This is a genomic window from Methylobacterium sp. GXF4 (assembly GCF_000272495.1).
Lineage (GTDB): Bacteria > Pseudomonadota > Alphaproteobacteria > Rhizobiales > Beijerinckiaceae > Methylobacterium > Methylobacterium brachiatum.
In genome coordinates this window covers 1-18258 of sequence record NZ_AKFK01000086.1, presented here as the reverse complement: position 1 = coordinate 18258, position 18258 = coordinate 1, and the positions used below count along the sequence as shown (strand labels likewise).

General features: G+C 70.3%; 16 protein-coding genes and 1 riboswitch. Of the genes, 10 read left to right on the top strand and 6 right to left on the bottom strand.

What is annotated here, in order from left to right; all coding sequences use genetic code 11:
- Nucleotides 1-43 precede the first annotated feature (43 nt).
- The 8 genes from dnaG (at nt 44) to WYO_RS24735 (ending at nt 10599) form a co-directional block, all read left to right on the top strand.
- On the top strand, nt 44-1942 hold the full coding sequence (dnaG, locus tag WYO_RS24770) for a DNA primase (RefSeq protein ID WP_007567766.1): 1899 nt from the start codon (nt 44-46) through the stop codon (nt 1940-1942).
- A gap of 200 nt (nt 1943-2142) precedes the next feature.
- Entirely contained in the window at nt 2143-4143 is a 2001-nt protein-coding gene (gene rpoD / locus WYO_RS24765; protein ID WP_007567764.1) for an RNA polymerase sigma factor RpoD, read from the top strand.
- Nucleotides 4144-4220: 77 nt separating this feature from the next.
- On the top strand, nt 4221-5480 hold the full coding sequence (locus tag WYO_RS24760; RefSeq protein WP_007567762.1) for an adenylate/guanylate cyclase domain-containing protein: 1260 nt from the start codon (nt 4221-4223) through the stop codon (nt 5478-5480).
- A 121-nt stretch (nt 5481-5601) separates the two neighbouring features.
- A riboswitch (TPP riboswitch) is annotated at nt 5602-5730 on the top strand.
- 64 nt (nt 5731-5794) lie between these two features.
- Complete coding sequence (thiO, locus tag WYO_RS24755) at nt 5795-7018, top strand: glycine oxidase ThiO (RefSeq protein WP_007567760.1); 1224 nt, start codon at nt 5795-5797, stop codon at nt 7016-7018.
- A complete protein-coding gene (gene thiS / locus WYO_RS24750; protein WP_007567757.1) occupies nt 7015-7227 on the top strand; it encodes a sulfur carrier protein ThiS in 213 nt (70 codons plus the stop codon). Before thiO ends, thiS begins: the two co-directional genes overlap by 4 nt.
- A gap of 2 nt (nt 7228-7229) precedes the next feature.
- Nucleotides 7230-8033 carry a thiazole synthase gene (locus WYO_RS24745; protein ID WP_007567755.1) on the top strand — a complete coding sequence of 268 codons (804 nt, stop codon included), beginning with the start codon at nt 7230-7232 and terminating at the stop codon, nt 8031-8033.
- Nucleotides 8030-8656 (top strand): thiamine phosphate synthase, encoded by a 627-nt coding sequence (locus WYO_RS24740; protein ID WP_007567752.1) that lies wholly within the window; start codon nt 8030-8032, stop codon nt 8654-8656. The genes WYO_RS24745 and WYO_RS24740 overlap by 4 nt, the downstream gene beginning before the upstream one ends.
- Nucleotides 8657-8832: 176 nt before the next feature.
- The gene (locus WYO_RS24735; RefSeq protein WP_007567750.1) at nt 8833-10599 is read left to right on the top strand and encodes an ATP-binding cassette domain-containing protein; all 1767 of its coding nucleotides are present in this window, start codon (nt 8833-8835) and stop codon (nt 10597-10599) included.
- Between the two features lie 2 nt (nt 10600-10601).
- Here WYO_RS24735 and WYO_RS24730 read toward each other — a convergent pair whose 3' ends face one another.
- The 6 genes from WYO_RS24730 to map form a co-directional block, all read right to left on the bottom strand.
- The gene (locus WYO_RS24730; RefSeq protein WP_007567748.1) at nt 10602-11351 is read right to left on the bottom strand and encodes a hypothetical protein; all 750 of its coding nucleotides are present in this window, start codon (nt 11349-11351) and stop codon (nt 10602-10604) included.
- Nucleotides 11352-11425: 74 nt separating this feature from the next.
- Entirely contained in the window at nt 11426-12253 is an 828-nt protein-coding gene (locus WYO_RS24725) for a transglutaminase family protein (protein ID WP_007567745.1), read from the bottom strand.
- 125 nt (nt 12254-12378) lie between these two features.
- Entirely contained in the window at nt 12379-13326 is a 948-nt protein-coding gene (locus tag WYO_RS24720) for an alpha-E domain-containing protein (RefSeq protein WP_007567743.1), read from the bottom strand.
- 59 nt (nt 13327-13385) lie between these two features.
- The gene (locus WYO_RS24715; protein ID WP_007567741.1) at nt 13386-14825 is read right to left on the bottom strand and encodes a circularly permuted type 2 ATP-grasp protein; all 1440 of its coding nucleotides are present in this window, start codon (nt 14823-14825) and stop codon (nt 13386-13388) included.
- Between the two features lie 97 nt (nt 14826-14922).
- Nucleotides 14923-15630: a DNA repair protein RadC gene (gene radC, locus WYO_RS24710; RefSeq protein WP_047170932.1), complete on the bottom strand. Its 708-nt coding sequence runs from the start codon at nt 15628-15630 to the stop codon at nt 14923-14925.
- 39 nt (nt 15631-15669) lie between these two features.
- A complete protein-coding gene (gene map, locus WYO_RS24705; RefSeq protein WP_007567737.1) occupies nt 15670-16497 on the bottom strand; it encodes a type I methionyl aminopeptidase in 828 nt (275 codons plus the stop codon).
- 215 nt (nt 16498-16712) lie between these two features.
- On the opposite strand from map, the gene WYO_RS24700 reads away from it, so the two are divergent.
- Both WYO_RS24700 and WYO_RS24695 read left to right on the top strand, forming a co-directional pair.
- Nucleotides 16713-16964 carry a zinc-finger domain-containing protein gene (locus WYO_RS24700; protein ID WP_007567736.1) on the top strand — a complete coding sequence of 84 codons (252 nt, stop codon included), beginning with the start codon at nt 16713-16715 and terminating at the stop codon, nt 16962-16964.
- 11 nt (nt 16965-16975) lie between these two features.
- Nucleotides 16976-18172 (top strand): FAD-dependent monooxygenase, encoded by a 1197-nt coding sequence (locus WYO_RS24695; RefSeq protein ID WP_007567734.1) that lies wholly within the window; start codon nt 16976-16978, stop codon nt 18170-18172.
- Nucleotides 18173-18258: the final 86 nt, after the last annotated feature.

Below are 18258 nucleotides of genomic sequence, written 5' to 3'. Positions count from 1 at the left end.
GTCGCGCTATATCCAGCGGTCAAGCCATCGACCCGCAGGCCCCGTGCGCTATCCACCCCACATCCTGGAAGAGATCCGCGCCCGGCTGCCGGCCTCCTCCGTGGTCGGGCGGCGGGTGCAGCTCAAGAAGGCCGGCCGGGAATGGCGCGGCCTGTCGCCGTTCAACGCCGAGAAGACGCCGTCCTTCTACGTGAACGACCAGAAGCAGTTCTATCACTGCTTCTCCTCGTCCAAGCACGGCGACATCTTCACCTTCCTGATGGAGACCGAGGGGCTGAGCTTCCCCGAAGCGGTCGAGCGGCTGGCGAGCGAGGCCGGCGTCAGCCTGCCGGCGCCCACGGAAGACAACCGCGCCACCGAGCAGAAGCGCGCCGGCGCCATCGAGGTCATGGAGATGGCCGCCCGGTGGTTCGAGGAGCGGCTGCGTTCGGGGCAGGGTAGCGAGGCCCGCGCCTATCTCGAACGCCGGGGGCTCAAGGACGAGACGCAGCGGGCCTTCCGGCTCGGCTACGCGCCGAACGAGCGCTACGCCCTGCGCGATCATCTGGCCGGGCAGGGGGTCGACAAGGCGCTGATGGTCGAGCTCGGGCTCCTCGCCGGCGGCGAGGATGTCTCAGTCCCGTACGATTATTTCCGCGACCGGGTGATGTTCCCGATCACCGACACGCGCGGCCGGGTCGTCGCCTTCGGGGGGCGGGCGCTCTCCAAGGAGGTCCGCGCCAAGTACCTGAACTCCCCCGAGACGCCGCTCTTCCACAAGGGCCGGACGCTCTACAACCTGCACGGCGCCCGCAAGGCGGCGCACGAGCGCGGCTCGATCATCGCGGTCGAGGGCTATGTCGACGTCATCGCCATGACGCTGGCCGGCCATCCCGAGACCGTGGCGCCCCTCGGCACCGCCCTCACCGAGGAGCAGCTCGCCCTGCTCTGGCGCCATGCCGACGAGCCGATCCTGTGCTTCGACGGCGACAAGGCCGGCCAGCGGGCGGCCTTCCGCGCCCTCGACATCGCGCTGCCGGCCCTTGAGCCGGGCCGGTCCCTGCGGATCGCCCTGCTGCCCGGCGGCCAGGACCCCGACGACCTCCTGCGCTCGGGCGGACCGGGCGCGATCGACCAGGTGCTGCAAGCCGCGCTGCCCCTGTCGGAACTGCTCTGGCGCCGGGCGCTCGAATCCGGCCCGGTCGACACGCCGGAGCGGCGGGCGGGGCTCACCCAGACGCTGCGCGCCACCGTCGCCACAATCCGCGACGAGACGGTGAAGCGCTATTATCGCGACGACATCGAGGAGCGGCTGCGCAGCCTGTCGCCCCGCGGCGCGCGTGCGGCCGGGCCCGGGCCGGGTCCGAAGGGGCAGGGCCGTCGCTTCACCCGTCCGGGCGAGCCGGTCTCGCCGCGCATCACCGGCAGCCCCAGCGCCTCGATGACCGCCTCGGCCGGCTTCTCCGGGGCGGCGCCGGTGCGCGAGGCGGTGATCGCCGGAACGCTGCTGGTCCACCCCGAAATGCTGGCCGAGTTCGGCGACGAGGTCGCGGAACTCGACTTCGAGGATCCCGACGCCCGGGCGCTCCTGTCGGTCCTGGTCGCTTGTGCCGCAGAGGACGGACAAACGAACGCCGACCTGTTGCAAAGCCGCATCACACGGGCCGGTCTCGGAGAGGCGGCGGAGCGGATTCTCGCGCTCGCCCGCTCGCGCGACCGCATTACGCTGTCTCCGCACGCCGATCCGCAGCAGCGCGGGGACGCTCTCAGACAAGCGATGATCTTGCACCGGCAGGCAGGAGCGCTACATAGCGAACTTCGCGAAGCACGGCAGGCGTTTGAGGACGATCCGACCGATGCCGGGTGGGCATGGCTCTGCGAAGTCAAGGCGAGGCTGGAGACCGTCATCGCCGCCGAGGCTGAAGCCGACAAGCCGGTGTCGAACGACTCGACCGCCGCATGACGGCTGTGCGATGGCGGTGGCGACGGGCAGAGCCGCGCCATAGTTAACATTCGGTCAAGCCTCGGGCTTGCATACGGAACCCGACGACCCAAGGCGTCCGGAGCAATCCGGAGCCACTCGCAAGTATCGCGGCGCCGACGGCGTGGAGCGGCCTTCTTCAGGCCTCCGCAGCGCGCCGCATCCGAAACAATAGGCTGATCATGGCGACGAAGGCAACGGAACGGGACGAGACGGACGCTGCCCCCGAGCAGCAGACCGACGGGCCGCTCCTCGACCTGACGGATGCTTCGGTCAAGCGGATGGTCAAGCTCGCCAAGAAGCGCGGCTACGTGACCTACGAAGAGGTCAACGAGGTCCTGCCCGAGGGCCAATCCGACCCCGACCAGCTCGAGGACGTGCTGTCGCAGCTGTCCGAGATGGGCATCAACGTGGTCGAGGCGGAGGAGACCGACGAGGCGGCGGCCGGCGAGAAGACCGCCAACGGCGCCGACGGCGAAGAGGAAGAGGCCGAGGGCGGCGAGGTGGCCGAGGTCGCGCCGACGCGCGCCGTCGCGGTCACCACGACCACCAAGGAGCCGACCGACCGGACCGACGATCCGGTGCGGATGTACCTGCGCGAGATGGGCTCGGTGGAGCTCCTGTCCCGCGAGGGCGAGATCGCGATCGCCAAGCGCATCGAGGCCGGCCGCGAGGCGATGATCGCGGGCCTCTGCGAGAGCCCGCTGACCTTCCAGGCGATCATCATCTGGCGGGACGAGCTCGTGGAGGGCAAGGTCCTCCTGCGCGACATCATCGATCTCGAGGCGACCTATGCCGGCCCGGACGGCAAGAACGCGCCGCAGATCGCCGAAGGCGAGGGCGAGGAAGGCGCCGAGGACGGCGAGCCGCCGGCGCCCCCGGAGGGCGGCGACGACGAGGACGACCTCGAGAACAACGTCTCGCTCGCCGCGATGGAAGCCGAGATCAAGCCGCGGGTCCTCGAGACCTTCGACGCGATCGCCGCGAACTACCGCAAGCTGCGCAAGTTCCAGACCGAGGGCGCCGAGCGCAAGGCCGCCGGCGAGAAGAACAGCCCGGCCCAGGACCAGAAGCAGATCGAGCTGAAGGACAGCGTCGTCGCCGACGTGAAGTCGCTGTCGCTCAACAACAACCGCATCGAGGCGCTGGTCGGCCAGCTCTACTCGATCAACAAGCAGCTGATCGGCCACGAGGGCCGGCTGATGCGCTATGCCGAGAGCCACGGCGTCGCCCGCGACGAGTTCCTGCGCCACTACCAGGGCTACGAGCTCGATCCGAACTGGATGGAGCGCGTCGGCACCCTGGGCGGCAAGGGCTGGAAGAACCTGGTCGAGCGCGGCTCGAAGCAGGTGTCGGAGCTGCGCGCCCAGATCCTCGACCTCGCCTCCGAGACCGGCCTGGAAATCGGCGAGTACCGCCGCATCGTCAACATGGTCCAGAAGGGCGAGCGCGAGGCCCGGCAGGCCAAGAAGGAGATGATCGAGGCGAACCTGCGCCTCGTGATCTCGATCGCCAAGAAGTACACGAACCGCGGCCTGCAGTTCCTGGACCTGATCCAGGAGGGCAACATCGGCCTGATGAAGGCGGTCGACAAGTTCGAGTACCGGCGCGGCTACAAGTTCTCGACCTACGCCACCTGGTGGATACGGCAGGCGATCACCCGCTCGATCGCCGACCAGGCCCGCACGATCCGCATCCCGGTGCACATGATCGAGACGATCAACAAGATCGTCCGGACCTCGCGCCAGATGCTGCACGAGATCGGCCGCGAGCCGACCCCGGAGGAGCTGGCCGAGAAGCTGGCCATGCCGCTGGAGAAGGTCCGCAAGGTCCTGAAGATCGCCAAGGAGCCGATCTCCCTCGAGACGCCCATCGGCGACGAGGAGGACAGCCACCTCGGCGACTTCATCGAGGACAAGAACGTCGTCCTGCCGATCGACGCGGCGATCCAGTCGAACCTGCGCGAGACCACGACCCGCGTCCTGGCGTCGTTGACCCCGCGCGAGGAGCGTGTCCTGCGCATGCGCTTCGGCATCGGGATGAACACCGACCACACCCTCGAAGAGGTCGGCCAGCAATTCTCGGTGACCCGCGAGCGCATCCGGCAGATCGAGGCCAAGGCCCTGCGCAAGCTGAAGCACCCGTCGCGCAGCCGGAAGCTCCGGAGCTTCCTGGACAACTAAGCCCCCGTCGCGGCCCCCGCGGCGCCTCTCCCTACGACCGCGCAGCCACGGGGTTGCGCGGCATCCACAGTGGCGCCATGCTCGAACGCCGCCCGCCAACGCCCGGATTGCCGACGGCCTTCGCGGACGGGTCCGAGGCCGACGACGTGCCCTTCGGCGCGCTCCAGCCCTCCGTGGGCATTCGCGACTGGCTGCTGGGCGAGGGCGCCCGGCTGCAGAAGGCCGAGGACATGCTCTCCGGCCTCGCCGAGCGGCTGATCGCCATTGGCGTGCCGGTGGACCGGGCCTCCACGGCGATCGACACGCTGCACTCGGAATATGCCGGGGTCGGGCGGGTCTGGACCCGGGACGGCGGCACCAGCGTGCGCCTGTTCCCGCACGGAGGCCGCTCGCAGGAGGCCTATCTCAACAGCCCGTTCCACACGGTCCACGAGACCGGCGAATGGCTGATCCTCGACGTCGCCGAGACCCCGGACGACGCCTTCGCGATCATCCCAGACCTGAAGGCCGGCGGCTACACCCATTACGTCGTCGCGCCGCTCTTCTTCACCAACGGCACCAAGAACGGCATCACCTTCGCCACCAAGGCACCGGAAGGGTTCGGCGACGACGACATCGCGATCATGCGCTTCGTCATGCCGGCGCTCGCCGCCGTGGTGGAGATGCGCGTCCTCAACAAGCAGCTGGACCATGTCCTGCGGCTCTATGTCGGCGACGAGCCGCACCGCGCGATCCTGGCGGGCGATATCCGCCGCGGGCAGGTGACGCGGATCCGTTCGGCGATCCTGTTCGCCGACATGCGCGACTACACCCGCACCTCCGCCGACATGACCCCCGAGGAGGCGGTGGGGCTGCTCAACGTGTTCTTCGACTGCCTGGTGCCGCCGATCGAGCGCGAGGGCGGCGAGGTCCTAAAGTATCTGGGCGACGGCCTGCTGGCGATCTTCCGGGAATCCGGCGACGATCTCGGGGGCGCCGCCAAGGGCGCGCTCACCGCGGCCCAGAACGCTTTGGCCGCCCTCGACGAGGCCAACGCCCTCCACCAATTCTCGGTGCCGGTGGCGGCGGGAATCGCGCTGCACCACGGCGAGGCTGCCTACGGCAATGTCGGCTCTGGCTCGCGGCTCGACTTCACGGTGATCGGCCGGGACGTGAATCTCGCGAGCCGGCTCGCCCAGCTCAACCGCCTCCTGGGCGAGCCGCTTCTGATGTCGAAACCGTTCGTGGATTTTTTGTGGGGCGATCCGGTGCCGCTGGGCGAGCACGTGCTGGACGGCTTCCGCGAGCCCATGGCGGTGTTCCGGCCGAAATTCCTGCGGCCGCGCGCGCCGAGCTGAGCGGCGCGTCGTCTCTGCTCTTCCCTCCGTGCTGTGACGGCCGCCGGCCGTTTGTTCGCCCCCGCTCGCGCCACCGGCGGGCGCCGGGGTTGACCGGCGCGCCCCGCGCGACCAGATCTATGCCTGTTCCAGGGAGATCCCCGGCAAGGGGCTGAGAAACCGCTGGCACGTCCACCCGGACCTGCGGCGCGGAAATCCTTTGAACCTGATCCGGCTCATACCGGCGTAGGGATTGGACCGCGGCCGCCCGACAGGCAGGCCACAGCTTCGTACCGAAGCAGACGGCCCGATCTTCGCGACGGAATTCCGCGGAGATGACTTTGGCCTATGACCGCCCCGTTTCACCGATCGGACGCCGCCGTAGCCCGACCGGCCTGGCCGCGCAGGAAACCTTGCCCGCGCGGGCCGATGTCGCCATCGTCGGCGGCGGGCTGATCGGCCTGTCGATCGCGTGGCGGCTCGCCCGGGCGGGCCGCGCGGTGGTCGTGGTCGAGCGCGACACGATCGGGGCCGGCGCGAGCCTGGCCGCCACCGGCATGCTCGCCCCGGCCGCCGAGCACGAGCCCGGCTCGGATCCACTTCTGCCGCTCGCCCTCGAATCGCTGCGGCTCTGGCCGGCTTTCCGCGACGCGCTGGAGGCGGAGACCGGACTGCCGATCGACTATCGGCCGGACGGGACCGTCGTGGTCGCCATCGGCCGCGACGAGGTCGAGCGCCTACGCTTCCGCTACGATCTGCAGCGCCGGTCCGGGCTCGACGCCCAGTGGCTGCCGGGCACAGAGGTACGCCGCCTGGAGCCGGGCTTGCGCCCCTCCGTCACTGCCGGCGTCCATTGCCCGCTGGATCACCAGGTCGATCCGCGTCTCGTCATGGCGGCGCTGGCCGAGGCCTGCCGGCGCGCCGGCGTGATCCTGGTGGAACGCACAGCCGTCACCGGGCTCGACTGGTCCGGCGGGACGGTCACCGGTCTCCGCGCGGGCGATCAGGGCGTGGCGGCCGGCACGGTCGTCCTCGCTTCGGGCGCCTGGAGCGGGGAGGGCGGCCTGCTGCCCGAGAGCCTCGCCCTGCCGGTGCGCCCCCTCAAGGGCCAGTCTCTGGCCCTGCGCACCAATGCCCGCACCGGCACGCTCAGTCGGATGATCTGGACCGAGCAGGTCCACATGGCGCCGAAGAGCGACGGCCAGCTCATCGTCGGCGCAACCGTGGAGGATTGCGGCTTCCGTCCGGGCGTCACCGCCGGCGGCCTCTACGCGCTGCTCGAAGGCGCCCGCCGGGTCCTGCCGGGCATCGAGGAGATGGAGGTCGAGGCCGTGTGGAGTGGCTACCGCCCGACCTCGGACGACGATGCGCCGATCATCGACATCCTCGCGCCGGGCCTGGTCGCCGCCACCGGCCATCACCGCAACGGCTACCTGCTCGCTCCGGTCACCGCCGATGCGGTGGCCGAACTCATCACGCGGGGCGCGCTGCCGGAGATCGCCAAACCGTTCACCCGCTCGCGCTTCGACCAACCCGAACCCCGGAGGGCCTCGGCATGAAGCTTCTGGTGAACGGAGAACCGCGGGATCTCGCGGTCGAGACCGTCGCGGCCCTGTTCCGGGCCGAGGCCGAGGAGATCGGCATCGAGAGCCCGCAGGGCGTCGCCATCGCGCTGAACGGGCGCGTGCTGCGCCGCCGGGACTGGGACGAGACGCCGGTCACGGAGGGCGACCGCGTCGAGATCGTCCGCGCCATGCAGGGAGGTTGATCATGGACCAGAATGTCACGCCGCTGCGCGCCGAGGCCGAGGCGGATCGCTTCACCGTCGCGGGCGTCGAGCTGGCGTCCCGGCTGTTCATCGGCACCGCCGGCTACCCGACCCAGGCGATCATGCGCGACGCCGTCGCGGTCTCCGGGGCCGAGGTGGTGACCGCCTCGATCCGCCGGGTCTCGCTCCAGGGCCACGGCTCCGACACGGTGCGCATCCTCAAGGGCAAGCGCTTCCTGCCCAACACCGCCGGCTGCGAGACCGCCCGCGACGCGATCATGACCGCCGAGCTCGCCCGCGAGGCGCTCGACACCAACTGGATCAAGGTCGAGGTGATCGGCGACCGCGAGACCCTCTACCCGGACGTGGCCGAGCTGATCGAAGCCTGCCGCCACCTTGTGGACGAAGGCTTCGTGGTGCTGCCCTATTGCAACGACGATCCCGTGGTCTGCCAGCGCTTGGAAGATCTTGGCTGCGCCGCGATCATGCCGATGGGCTCGCTGATCGGCTCCGGCATGGGGGTGGCCAACCCGGCCAATATCGAGCTGATCTGCCGCCGGGCCGGGGTGCCGGTGATCGTCGATGCGGGTATCGGCACGGCCTCCGACGCGGTGATTGCCATGGAGCTGGGCGCGGCCGCCTGCCTGATCAACACCGCCATCGCCAAGGCCGACGACCCGGTCCGGATGGCCCGCGCCATGGGCCGGGCCGTCGAGGCGGGGCGCGACGCCTATCTTGCCGGCCGGATCCCGCGCCGGGGCAGGGCCGACCCGTCGAGCCCGCAGCTCGGCCTCGTCGGCTCGTGAGGAGCTTGCCGTCGCCGCTCCTGGCGGTGACGGACCGGCACGGGCTGTCGCGTCCGCTGATGGAGACCGTGCAGGCGCTGCTCGACGGCGGCGTGCGCTGGGTCTGGTTCCGCGACCGCGATCTCGATCCGGAGGCGCGCCGCGCGCTTGGCGCCGGCCTCGCCGGCCGGATCCGCGCGGCGGGCGCATTCCTGACGGTCGGCGGCGATGTCGCGCTGGCCCGGGCGCTCAATGCCGATGGGGTGCATCTCGGCGGTGGGACCGGTCCGGACATGGTCGCGTCCGCCCGCGCGGCGCTCGGGCCAGACGCCCTGATCGGCGTCTCGGCCCATGCACCCGTCGAGGTCGAGGCCGCCGCACTTGCCGGCGCCGACTACGTCACTCTGAGCCCGATCTATCCCACCGCCAGCAAGCCCGGCTACGGCCCGGCCCTGGGCCCGGACGGCATCGCGGCGGCCTGCCGCGCCGGCTTGCCGGTGGTCGCGCTCGGCGGCATCACGCCGGATCGGATCCCGGAATGCCGGGATGCCGGGGCGGCCGGCATCGCCGTGATGGGCGGGCTCATGCGTGCGCCCGACCCCGCCGCCGCGGCCCGGGCCTTCCTCGCCCCCTGGGCTGAGTAAGCGTCGCCCCCCCCCCGCGTCGTTCTCGAACGCTGAGCACGATCCTGCCCTGGGAGCCCGCGCCCTGCGTCGCCGCGATCGGCCCGCGGGGCGGATGAGGTGCCGACCCGACACGGGCGCAGGTCGTCAGCCGCAGCAAACTATGTCTCAATCCGCCCCCGATTCGGAGGGTGGCGTTGCGCGCAGACCGTTCGTCCTTTGGCTGGCGCTGGCTCGGCCGTTCCCTCGCATTGCGCCGGGGCCAGGTGGCCCGGCTGCTCCTCGCCATCGCGGCAGGCTACGGCGTCGGGCTGGTCTTCCCGGTCGCCACGCAGCGGATCGTCGACGCGATCGTGGCCGGGCGGGCCGACCTGCCCCTGCTCGGACTGGCCATGCTCGCCCTCCTGTCGATCGGCGCGGAGGTCGCGCTCACCGCGTTCCGGGGGCGCCTGATCATCGACCTGGCGGTCCATCTCGACCGCCGGATGTCGCGCCGGGTTTTCGCCCATCTCCTGCGCGTGCGGATCGACGGGGCGAACTTCAAGTCCGGCGAGGTGCTGAACCATTTCCAGCAGGTCACGAAAATCCGGGACTTCGTCCTGCATCAGATCCCGAACTCGGTGATCGATGCCGGCGGCGCGCTCGTCGCGTTCGGCCTCGTGTTCTACTACGACCTCGCCGTCGGCCTGGCGCTGGCCGCGGCGGCGCCGGTGATCGTCGTGATCGCCAGCAACCAGATCAGCGGAATCTGGAAATCCGCGAAAGCCTACTACCAAGCGGTCAGCGTCCGCGACGGCACGCTGGCGGAGACCGTGAACGGGTTGCCCACCGTGAAGGCGCTCGCCCTGGAAGGGCCGCGCATGCGCCGCTGGGACGCGGTCATCGCCAGCGTCCTCGGCGAGCTCAGCGCCGTGATGGACCTCCAGCGCCGCTACGGGCTGCGGTCCCAGGCGGTGTCCCGGGCCGTGACGCTGCTGGTGATCGGCGTCGGCTGCTGGCGCATCTATGGCGGCCATCTGACCGTCGGCGAGTTCCTGGCGATCCAGGTCGTCTCGGCCCGGATCACCGGCCCGCTCCTGAGCAGCGCGGACATCCTGCGCATGGCCCAGGAGGTGAACGTCGCGATCCGGGAGATCGGCAGCTTCCTCGACCTGCCCCGCGAGCGGGCGAGCCGCCATCCGCCCCTGCGCCGGCTCGGCCGAGGCGGCATCCGGCTCGATGGCGTGTCGCTGACCTATCCGGGTACGGCGCGGCCGGCCCTGCAGGATCTCAGCACGGTGCTGCCGGAGCGGGGCATCGTCGCCATCGTCGGGCGCAACGGCTCGGGCAAGTCCACCCTGTTGCGCATCCTGCTCGGCCTGCAGCGCGACTATACCGGTCGCGTGGAGATCGGCGGCGCGGACCTGCGCGATTACGATCCCCGCTGGCTGCGCGGCCGGATCGGCACCGTGGATCAGGATACGATGCTGTTCTCCGGGAGCCTGCGGGAGAATCTCGCCGGGCAGCGTCCCGACGCGGCGGCGATCGAAGCGGCGCTGCGCTTCGCCGGATTGGGGGCGCTGGTCGAGACCCTGCCCCAAGGCCTCGACACCGCGCTCGGGGAGGGCGGCCGGATCCTGTCCGGCGGCCAGCGCCAGCGCCTGTCCATCGCCCGGGCGGTGATCCGCAACCCGCCGGTCGCGCTCCTCGACGAGCCGACTGCCTTTCTGGACCCCGAAGCCGCCCTGGCGCTGGAGCGGAACCTCACGGCCTGGGGCCGCGACCGGCTGCTGATCCTGGTCACGCACCACCTCGCCGCCGCACGCCAGGCCGACCGGATCCTGATCCTCGACGGCGGCCGGCTGCTGGGCGACGGCCGCCACGACGATCTGCTGCGCGAGGTGCCGCTCTATGCGGCGCTCTGGGAGGATTACACCCGCTCGATGGCCCAGCCCGCCGGGCGGGAGGCCGAAGCGGTGAGCTGACCTTACGGCGCAGCGGGGCCGTAGGGCGGACGCGGGATCGCCCGGTGCGCGGCCCGGAGCGCCGCCGACCAGCGCTCCCGCAGGTCGTGGAAATAACCCTCGCCGGCCTCGATCCGGTGGTTCACCTCGAGGACCAGGGCGTTCCGCCGGGCCACGGCGATGTCGATCGGCAGGCCGACGCCGAGATTCGACCGCATGGTCGAATCCATCGAGACGAGGCTCACCTTCAGGGCGTCGTAGAGGTCGCTCTCGAACTTCACCGCCCGGTCGAGGATCGGCTTGCCGTATTTGTGCTCGCCGATCTGGAGGAACGGCGCATCGGTGCTGCACTCGATGAAGTTGCCGGCCGAATAGATCAGGAACAGCCGCATCGCCTCGCCGGCGATCTGGCCGCCGAACAGCAGCGAGATCGAGAACCGGATGCTGGCCGCCTCGAACCCGTCCTTCTCGATCGCCCGGACCCGCCGGATGGCGCGGCCGATGAGCTGCGCCGCCTGGAACATGGTCGGCGCCTCGATCAGCTTCTGGGCCGGCTCGCCGTCCTCGCCGGGCACGCCTTCCTGCAGCAGGCTCAGGACCGATTGGGTGATCGACAGGTTGCCGGCCGAGGCCAGCATCATGACCCGCTCGCCGGGCACGTTGAAATGATGGAGCTTGCGGTAGGTCGAGATGTCGTCGAGCCCCGCATTGGTGCGGGTGTCGGCGACCATCACGAGCCCCTCCTCGACGAGGACACCGACGCAGTAGGTCATGGATCTCGGGCTCTCGCGGGGGCCTCCGGCTGGCATGCGGCCGGCGGCCCGACTTCAGGGAATCAGGCAGGGAATCAGGATTGCGTGGCGTCCCTGCCTTGCTCGACGCGGAGCTTGACGTCCAGGGTCTCGGTCCCGCCGCCGGTGCGGCTGCCGCGGATCGGGGCCGCGCCGAGATAGTCCAGCCCGGTGGCGACGCGGATGTAGCCGTCGGACGGGGCGTTCTCGTAGCAGGCATCGAACGCGACCCAGCCGAGATTCGGCACCAGGGCCTCGGCCCAGCCGTGCGGGGCCTCGACATCGGCCTCACCGTCGTCGCGGGCGCGATACCCCGCCACGTAGCGCGCCGGGATGCCGAGATGCCGGGCGGCGGCGATGAACACGTGGGTCAGATCTTGGCAGATGCCCTTGCCGGCGGCGAAGGCCTTCCCGGACGGCACGCCGTTGACGGCCGGCCCGGGCTCGTAGGCCACCGCCTGAGGAACCGCGGCGCGCAGGCGGTGCAGCACGGCGAGCGGCGTGCCGTCGCCGTCGGTGGCGACCCGCTCGGCGAAGATCTGGAGTTCCGGGGTCGTCGTGCAGAGATCCGTATCCCGCAGGTAGAACTCGTCCGGCAGACGCTCGACCGTGCCGCGGATCACCCCGTGGGTGTCCTCGGTATCGACCGCGCCGGTGACCCGGATGGTCAGCGCGTCCGCCGGCGCGTCGGGCGTGAACCAGTGGACGATGTTGCCGAACCCGTCCTCCCGGGCGGTGAGCCGCCCGTCGATGGAGGTGTCGATCCGCCAGCTGCGGACATATTGCCCGTCATGGTCCCGGGGCGTCAGGCGCATGACCTGCACCAGGCCACGGGCCGGCTGCTCGTAGGTGTAGATGGTCTCGTGGACCACGCGGATGCGCATGCGCCGGGCCTGTCCGTCTCGTCCGATTGCATCATCCCGAACGGGTCTCGCCGGCCATCAGGCGACGATGATGCGGCGTCACGTTCTCGGCGCACCGTCCCGGATCCGAGCCCCGGGATGATCCGCTAGCCGACCAGATACTGCTTGGCGATGGCTTCGCCCACCCTGTTGTTCTCCGCGATGAAGGCCTCGACGAACTCGTGGAGGCCCGAATTGAACACGCGGTCGATATCCTCGCTCTCGAGCTTGGCCAGCATGTTCCCGGCCAGGCGCTGGCTCGGGCCGCGCCGTCCGTAGGCGTCGGCGATCAGGTCGAGATACTCCACGATCACGCCGTAGCAATTGGCAAACGAGCGCGGCATCTGCTTGTTCAGCATCAGCAGGTCGGCGACGAGCAGCGGCTTGACGCTCTCGCGATAGACCCAGTGATAGGCGTTGAAAGCCGAGACCTCGCGCAGGATCGTGGTCCACTGGAAGTAGTCGAGGCTGCCGCCCACTGTCTCGTTCTGCGGCAGCAGGATCTGGTACTTCACGTCGAGGATGCGCGCGGTGTTGTCGGCCCGCTCGATCGCCGTGCCGAGGCGGGTGAACCAGAACGCGTCGTTGCGCAGCATGGTGCGGAAGGCCGAGCCGTCGAAGGTCAGCGAGACGGTCTTCACCCAATCGAGGAACCGGCCGAACTCGTCGCGGCTGAGCTCCTTGCCGCTGTAGTTGCGCAGCTCCAGCCAGGCGCCGTTGATCGCGTCCCACATCTCGGTGGTGAGCGCGGTGCGCACCGAGCGGGCATTCTCGCGGGCGGACTCGATGCAGGAGCGGATCGAGGACGGGTTGTGCGGGCTGAAGGCCAGGAAGTCGCAGACCGTGTCGGCGTTGATCACGCTGTAATGCGGCTTGAACAGGTCGGGGTCGCCCGCCGAGGCGAGGGCGGATTCCCACTCGTTGGTCTCACCGCCGCCATAGCTCGTGGGCAGCGAGGCCAGCCGGTGCGCCGCGTCGAGGATGCGCGCGACGAAGTCGGCGCGCTCGACGTAGCGCGAGAGCCAGAAGAGGTTGTCGGCAGTCCTGGACAGCATGGTGTGCGACTCGGCTCGGCGGCAGGCGGCGCGTCAGAACGGGTGGAGCGGCGACTCCCTCAAGCGTCGAGCACCCAGGTATCCTTGGTACCACCGCCCTGGCTGGAATTGACGACCAGGGAGCCTTCCTTCAGCGCGACCCGGGTCAGCCCCCCGGGCACGATGCGGATCTGGTCGGCGCCGCACAGCACGAAGGGCCGCAGGTCGACGTGGCGCGGGGCGACCCCGGAGGCGACGAAGGTCGGGCAGGTCGAGAGCGACAGGGTCGGCTGGGCGATGAAGCCGTCCGGCGCGTGCTTCAGCTTCTTGGCGAAATCCTCGATCTCGCGCTTGCTCGCATGCGGCCCGACCAGCATGCCGTAGCCGCCGGAGCCGTTGACCTCCTTCACCACCAGCTCGGACAGGTTGTCCATCACGTAGGCGAAGGAGTCCTTCTCGCGGCAGCGATAGGTCGGCACGTTGTGCAGGATCGGCTCCTCGCCGGTGAAGAACTTCACGATCTCCGGCATGTAGCTGTAGACCGCCTTGTCGTCGGAGATGCCGGTCCCGACCGCGTTGGCCAATGTCACGGAGCCGCGCTCGTAGGCGTTCATCAGGCCCGGCACGCCGAGGACCGAATCCGGCCGGAAGACGAGGGGATCCAGGAAATCGTCGTCGAGGCGGCGGTAGATCACGTCGACCCGGCGCGGCCCCTCGGTGGTGCGCATGTAGACGACGTCGTCCTTGGTGAAGAGGTCGGAGGCCTCCACCAGCTCGACGCCGAGCTTGTCGGCCAGGAACGAGTGCTCGTAGAAGGCCGAGTTGTAGCGGCCGGGTGTGAGCAGGACCACGGTCGGGTCGCGGGTGGCCGAGCCCGGGGCCAGGCTGCGCAGGGTGGCGAGCAGGGCGTCGGGATAATTCTCGACGGGGGCGACCCGGTGCTTGGAGAACAGGTCCGGAAACAGGCGCAGCATCACCTCCCGGTTCTCCAGCATGTAGGAGACCCCGGACGGGATCCGGGCATTGTCCTCGAGGACGAAGAAATCCTTCTCGCCGGTGCGGACGATGTCGATCCCGGCGACGTGGACGTAGAGGTCGTGGGGCACCCGGAACGAGCGCATCTCCATCCGGTAATGGGCGTTCCGGTAGACGAGATCGGCCGGGATGATGCCGGCCTTGATGCATTCCTGGGCGCCGTAGACGTCCTTCAGGAACAGGTTGATCGCGGTCACCCGCTGCTTCAGCCCGCGCTCCAGGAAATCCCATTCCGGCTTGGTGATCACCCGCGGGATGATGTCGAACGGGATCAGCCGCTCGGTCGATTCGTTGTCGCCGTAGACCGCGAAGGTGATGCCGATCCGGCGGAACAGCAGCTCGGCCTGGCTCCTTCGGGTGTTGAAATGCTCGGGCGGCGTGGTCTCGAGCCAGGTCTTCAGCTTGCCGTAGGCGTCGCGGACGGCGGCCGGGTCGGCGGCACCGTTGACGATCCCGTTCATCTCGTCGAAGGCCGTCAACGCCATTCCGCTTCTCCCTCACGCTCTCGCTCTTCAGGCAAGAGGCGCGCCACCCCCAACAGGGCTATACGCGCGGTCGACAACGCTCAAGACGGCAGGAAGATCAGATCAGCTTGAGGCCTTTCAGGCTGGCATGTCCGTTTCGACCGAGCATGACATGGTCGTGCACCACAATTTTCAGTGGTGCCAGAACCGAAACAATCTCCCGCGTCATCGCCACATCGGCCGCCGAGGGCGCCGGGTCTCCGGAGGGATGGTTGTGCGCCAGGATGATCGCGGTCGCCGAGAGCTCGAGGGCCCGGCGGGCGACCTCCCGGGGATAGACCGGCGTGTGGTCGACGGTGCCGCGCCCCTGCACCTCGTCGGCGATGAGGTGGTTGCGCTTGTCGAGGAACAGGATGCGGAATTCCTCCCGCGGCGCGAACGCCATGGTGGTGCGCAGATAATCCTGGAGCGCCCCCCAGGAATTGAGGAGGTCGCGCTCGCGGAGCGCCCCGCGGGTGAGCCGCCGGGCCGCCGCCTCGATCACCTTCAGATCGCCGGCGACCCCGGCGCTGACGCCCTCGACCTCCATCAGCCGCGCCGGCTCGGCGCTCACCACCTCGGCGAAGCTGCCGAAGCGAGCGACGAGCGCCTTGGCCAGCGGCTTCACGTCCCGGCGGGGAATCGCCCGGAACAGGACCAGCTCCAGCAGCTCGTAATCCGGCAGGGCCTCGCCTCCGGCCGCCGCGAACTTCTCCCGTAGGCGGTCGCGATGGCCGTGATAATGCGGCGCCTCCTTGGCGGCGGGCGTCGGGCTGTCGTCGAACAGCCCCGCCGCGCCGTCGTCCGGGGCCGGCGCCACGGACGGTCAGGCCGCCGGGTTGATGGGCTGATGCAGCCCCTTCGGCGAGACCGTGAAGATCTCGACGCCCGTCTCGGTCACCGCCACCGTGTGCTCGAACTGGGCCGAGAGCGAGCGGTCCCGGGTCACCGCGGTCCAGCCGTCGCCCAGCACCTTCACGGCCGGACGGCCGAGATTGATCATCGGCTCGATGGTGAAGAACTGGCCGGGCTTCAGCGGCACGTCGTAGCTCGCCTCGACGTAGTGCAGGATGGTGGGGGCGTCGTGGTAGATCCGCCCGAGGCCGTGGCCGCAGAAGTCGCGCACCACCGAGCAGCGCTCGCTCTCGGCATAGGTCTGGATCGCCCGGCCGATATCGTTTGTGGAGCCGCCGGGCTTCACCGCCGCGACGCCGCGCATCAGCGCCTCGTAGGTGATCTCGCACAGGCGCTGCGCCTTGCGGGGGACCTCGCCGACATAGGCCATCCGGCTCGAATCGCCGTGCCAGCCGTCGAGGATCAGGCAGCAATCGAGATTGACGATGTCGCCCTCGCGCAGGGGCTTGTCGTTCGGGATGCCGTGGCAGACGACGTGGTTGATCGAGGTGCAGATCGACTTGGGATAGCCGCGATAGAGCAGCGACGCCGGATAGGCGCCGTGATCCATGGCGAATTCGTAGGCGAGCTTGTCGAGCTCCTCGGTGGTGACGCCGGGCTGGGTCGCCTCCATCAGGACGTCCAGGGCCTCGGCGGTCAGGCGGCCGGCCCGGCGCATGCCCTCGAATCCCTCCGGGCCGTGGATCGGCGGCTCCGGCGCCCGGCGCGTGCCCTGCGCGGTGGCCTGTTCCTGTTGCATCGTCGAGACTTTTTGCGGCGTCGTAAATCGGCTGTCGGACCTATGTACGGTGCCGGGCGCGGCAGGCCAAGCCGCCGGCACCCGGCGGCGCGCGGGTACGCGGCTCGGGAGGCTTGCGCCGGCCGCGGGGCTGGCGGCATAAGCGGGCGCGAGACGCCCCGGAGCGTCCGGGCAGATTCGCCCCAGCGGACGGGCGCAGGGCAGGCGAGGGCCGTATGGCAGGCAAGGCGGTACCGCACTTCCACAACGAGCCGGGCGTGCCCGTGATCGCGGTCGGGGTGAAGGAATTCATGTGCATCGGCGCGCTGCCGCCGTTCGACCACCCGCACGTGTTCCTCGACATGGGCGCCGACACCGAGATCATCTGCCAGTATTGCTCGACGCTCTATCGCTACCGCGCCGGCCTGAAGGCCGACCAGGCCGATCCGCAGGCCTGCGTCTGGCACGACGCCGTCGCCGCGGAGTAGCGCACCCTCCCTTGCCCTCGGACAGTCGAACGCCCTTGGAGATCGGGATCGTCGGGGCTGGCATCGGCGGTCTGACCGCGGCCCTGGCCCTGTCGGATGCCGGCCACGCCGTCACGGTGATCGAGCGCCGCACCGGTTTCAGCGAAGTCGGGGCCGGGATCCAGATCTCCCCGAATGCCAGCCGGGTGCTGGCCGATCTCGGCCTGTCGGCGGCCCTGCGCCGGGCGGCGAGCGAGCCGCCTGCGGTGGAGGTCCGCGCCCTCGACAGCGGCCGCCGGATCGGCGGCGTCAGCCTCGGCGCGGCGGCACAGCAGCGCTTCGGCGCGCCCTATTACGTGATCCACCGGGCCGACCTGCAGACCCTGCTGCTCGACGCCCTGCGCAGCCGTCCGGCGATCCGCCTGATGATGGGCCGCGACATCACCGGCCTGGCCGAGACCGATTCCGGCGCCATGCTCACCGCGGAAAGCAGCGGTGGCGGGCAGGCCCTGCCGTTCGACCTCGTGATCGGGGCCGACGGGTTGCGCTCGCGCCTGCGCGGCCATCTCGACGCGGCGCCCCTGAGGCCGGGCCGGGCGGCGGCGTGGCGCGCGCTGATCCCCAGCGAAGCGGTGCCCGAGGCGTTCCAGGGCCCGGCCACGGGCCTCTGGCTCGGCCGGGGCCGGCACGTGGTGCATTACCCGGTGCGCGGCGGCCGCTTCCTGAACGTCGTCGCGGTGGTGCCCGAGGCGGTGGGCGACGAGGATTGGGGGCGCTTGGGCGAGCCCGCCGTGCTGCGCGCGCATCTGCGCGGCTGCGCCGGCCCCTTGCGCGACCTGCTGAGCCTGCCCGATTCCTGGCTGGTCTGGTCGCTGGCCGACCGGGCCGTGGCGCGCCCGCTGGCCGCCGGCCGGGTGGCGCTGCTCGGCGACGCGGCGCACCCGGTCCTGCCCTACCTCGCGCAGGGCGCGGCCCTGGCGATCGAGGATGCCGCCGTGCTCCGGCGGGCGCTCGCCGACCACGCGGACGTCGCCGCCGCGCTCGCGGCATATACGGCCGACCGGACCGCCCGGGTGCGGCGCGTGCAATGGGCCGCCCGCTCCAACGGCCGGACCTACCATTCCGGCCGCCTGATGGGCTTTGCCCGCAACATGGTGATGCGCCGCCTCGGCCCCGACGGCATGCGCGACCGCTACGCCTGGCTCTACGGCTGGACGCCCCCCGCTTGATCGCGCGCGCCGGCGCGGCTACCGAGGGACCCATGCGGACGTGGCGGAACCGGTAGACGCACGAGACTTAAAATCTTGCACTCCTA

Excerpts from the sequence above, each read along its gene's own strand:
- map (WP_007567737.1), bottom strand. The coding sequence starts at position 16,497 with ATGCAACAGGAACAGGCCACCGCGCAGGGCACGCGCCGGGCGCCGGAG.
- WYO_RS24725 (WP_007567745.1), bottom strand. The coding sequence starts at position 12,253 with ATGCGCATCCGCGTGGTCCACGAGACCATCTACACCTACGAGCAGCCG.
- WYO_RS24745 (WP_007567755.1), top strand. The coding sequence starts at position 7,230 with ATGGACCAGAATGTCACGCCGCTGCGCGCCGAGGCCGAGGCGGATCGC.
- thiS (WP_007567757.1), top strand. The coding sequence starts at position 7,015 with ATGAAGCTTCTGGTGAACGGAGAACCGCGGGATCTCGCGGTCGAGACC.
- rpoD (WP_007567764.1), top strand. The coding sequence starts at position 2,143 with ATGGCGACGAAGGCAACGGAACGGGACGAGACGGACGCTGCCCCCGAG.
- WYO_RS24720 (WP_007567743.1), bottom strand. The coding sequence starts at position 13,326 with ATGCTGTCCAGGACTGCCGACAACCTCTTCTGGCTCTCGCGCTACGTC.
- WYO_RS24760 (WP_007567762.1), top strand. The coding sequence starts at position 4,221 with ATGCTCGAACGCCGCCCGCCAACGCCCGGATTGCCGACGGCCTTCGCG.
- WYO_RS24730 (WP_007567748.1), bottom strand. The coding sequence starts at position 11,351 with ATGACCTACTGCGTCGGTGTCCTCGTCGAGGAGGGGCTCGTGATGGTC.
- thiO (WP_007567760.1), top strand. The coding sequence starts at position 5,795 with ATGACTTTGGCCTATGACCGCCCCGTTTCACCGATCGGACGCCGCCGT.
- WYO_RS24700 (WP_007567736.1), top strand. The coding sequence starts at position 16,713 with ATGGCAGGCAAGGCGGTACCGCACTTCCACAACGAGCCGGGCGTGCCC.
- WYO_RS24715 (WP_007567741.1), bottom strand. The coding sequence starts at position 14,825 with ATGGCGTTGACGGCCTTCGACGAGATGAACGGGATCGTCAACGGTGCC.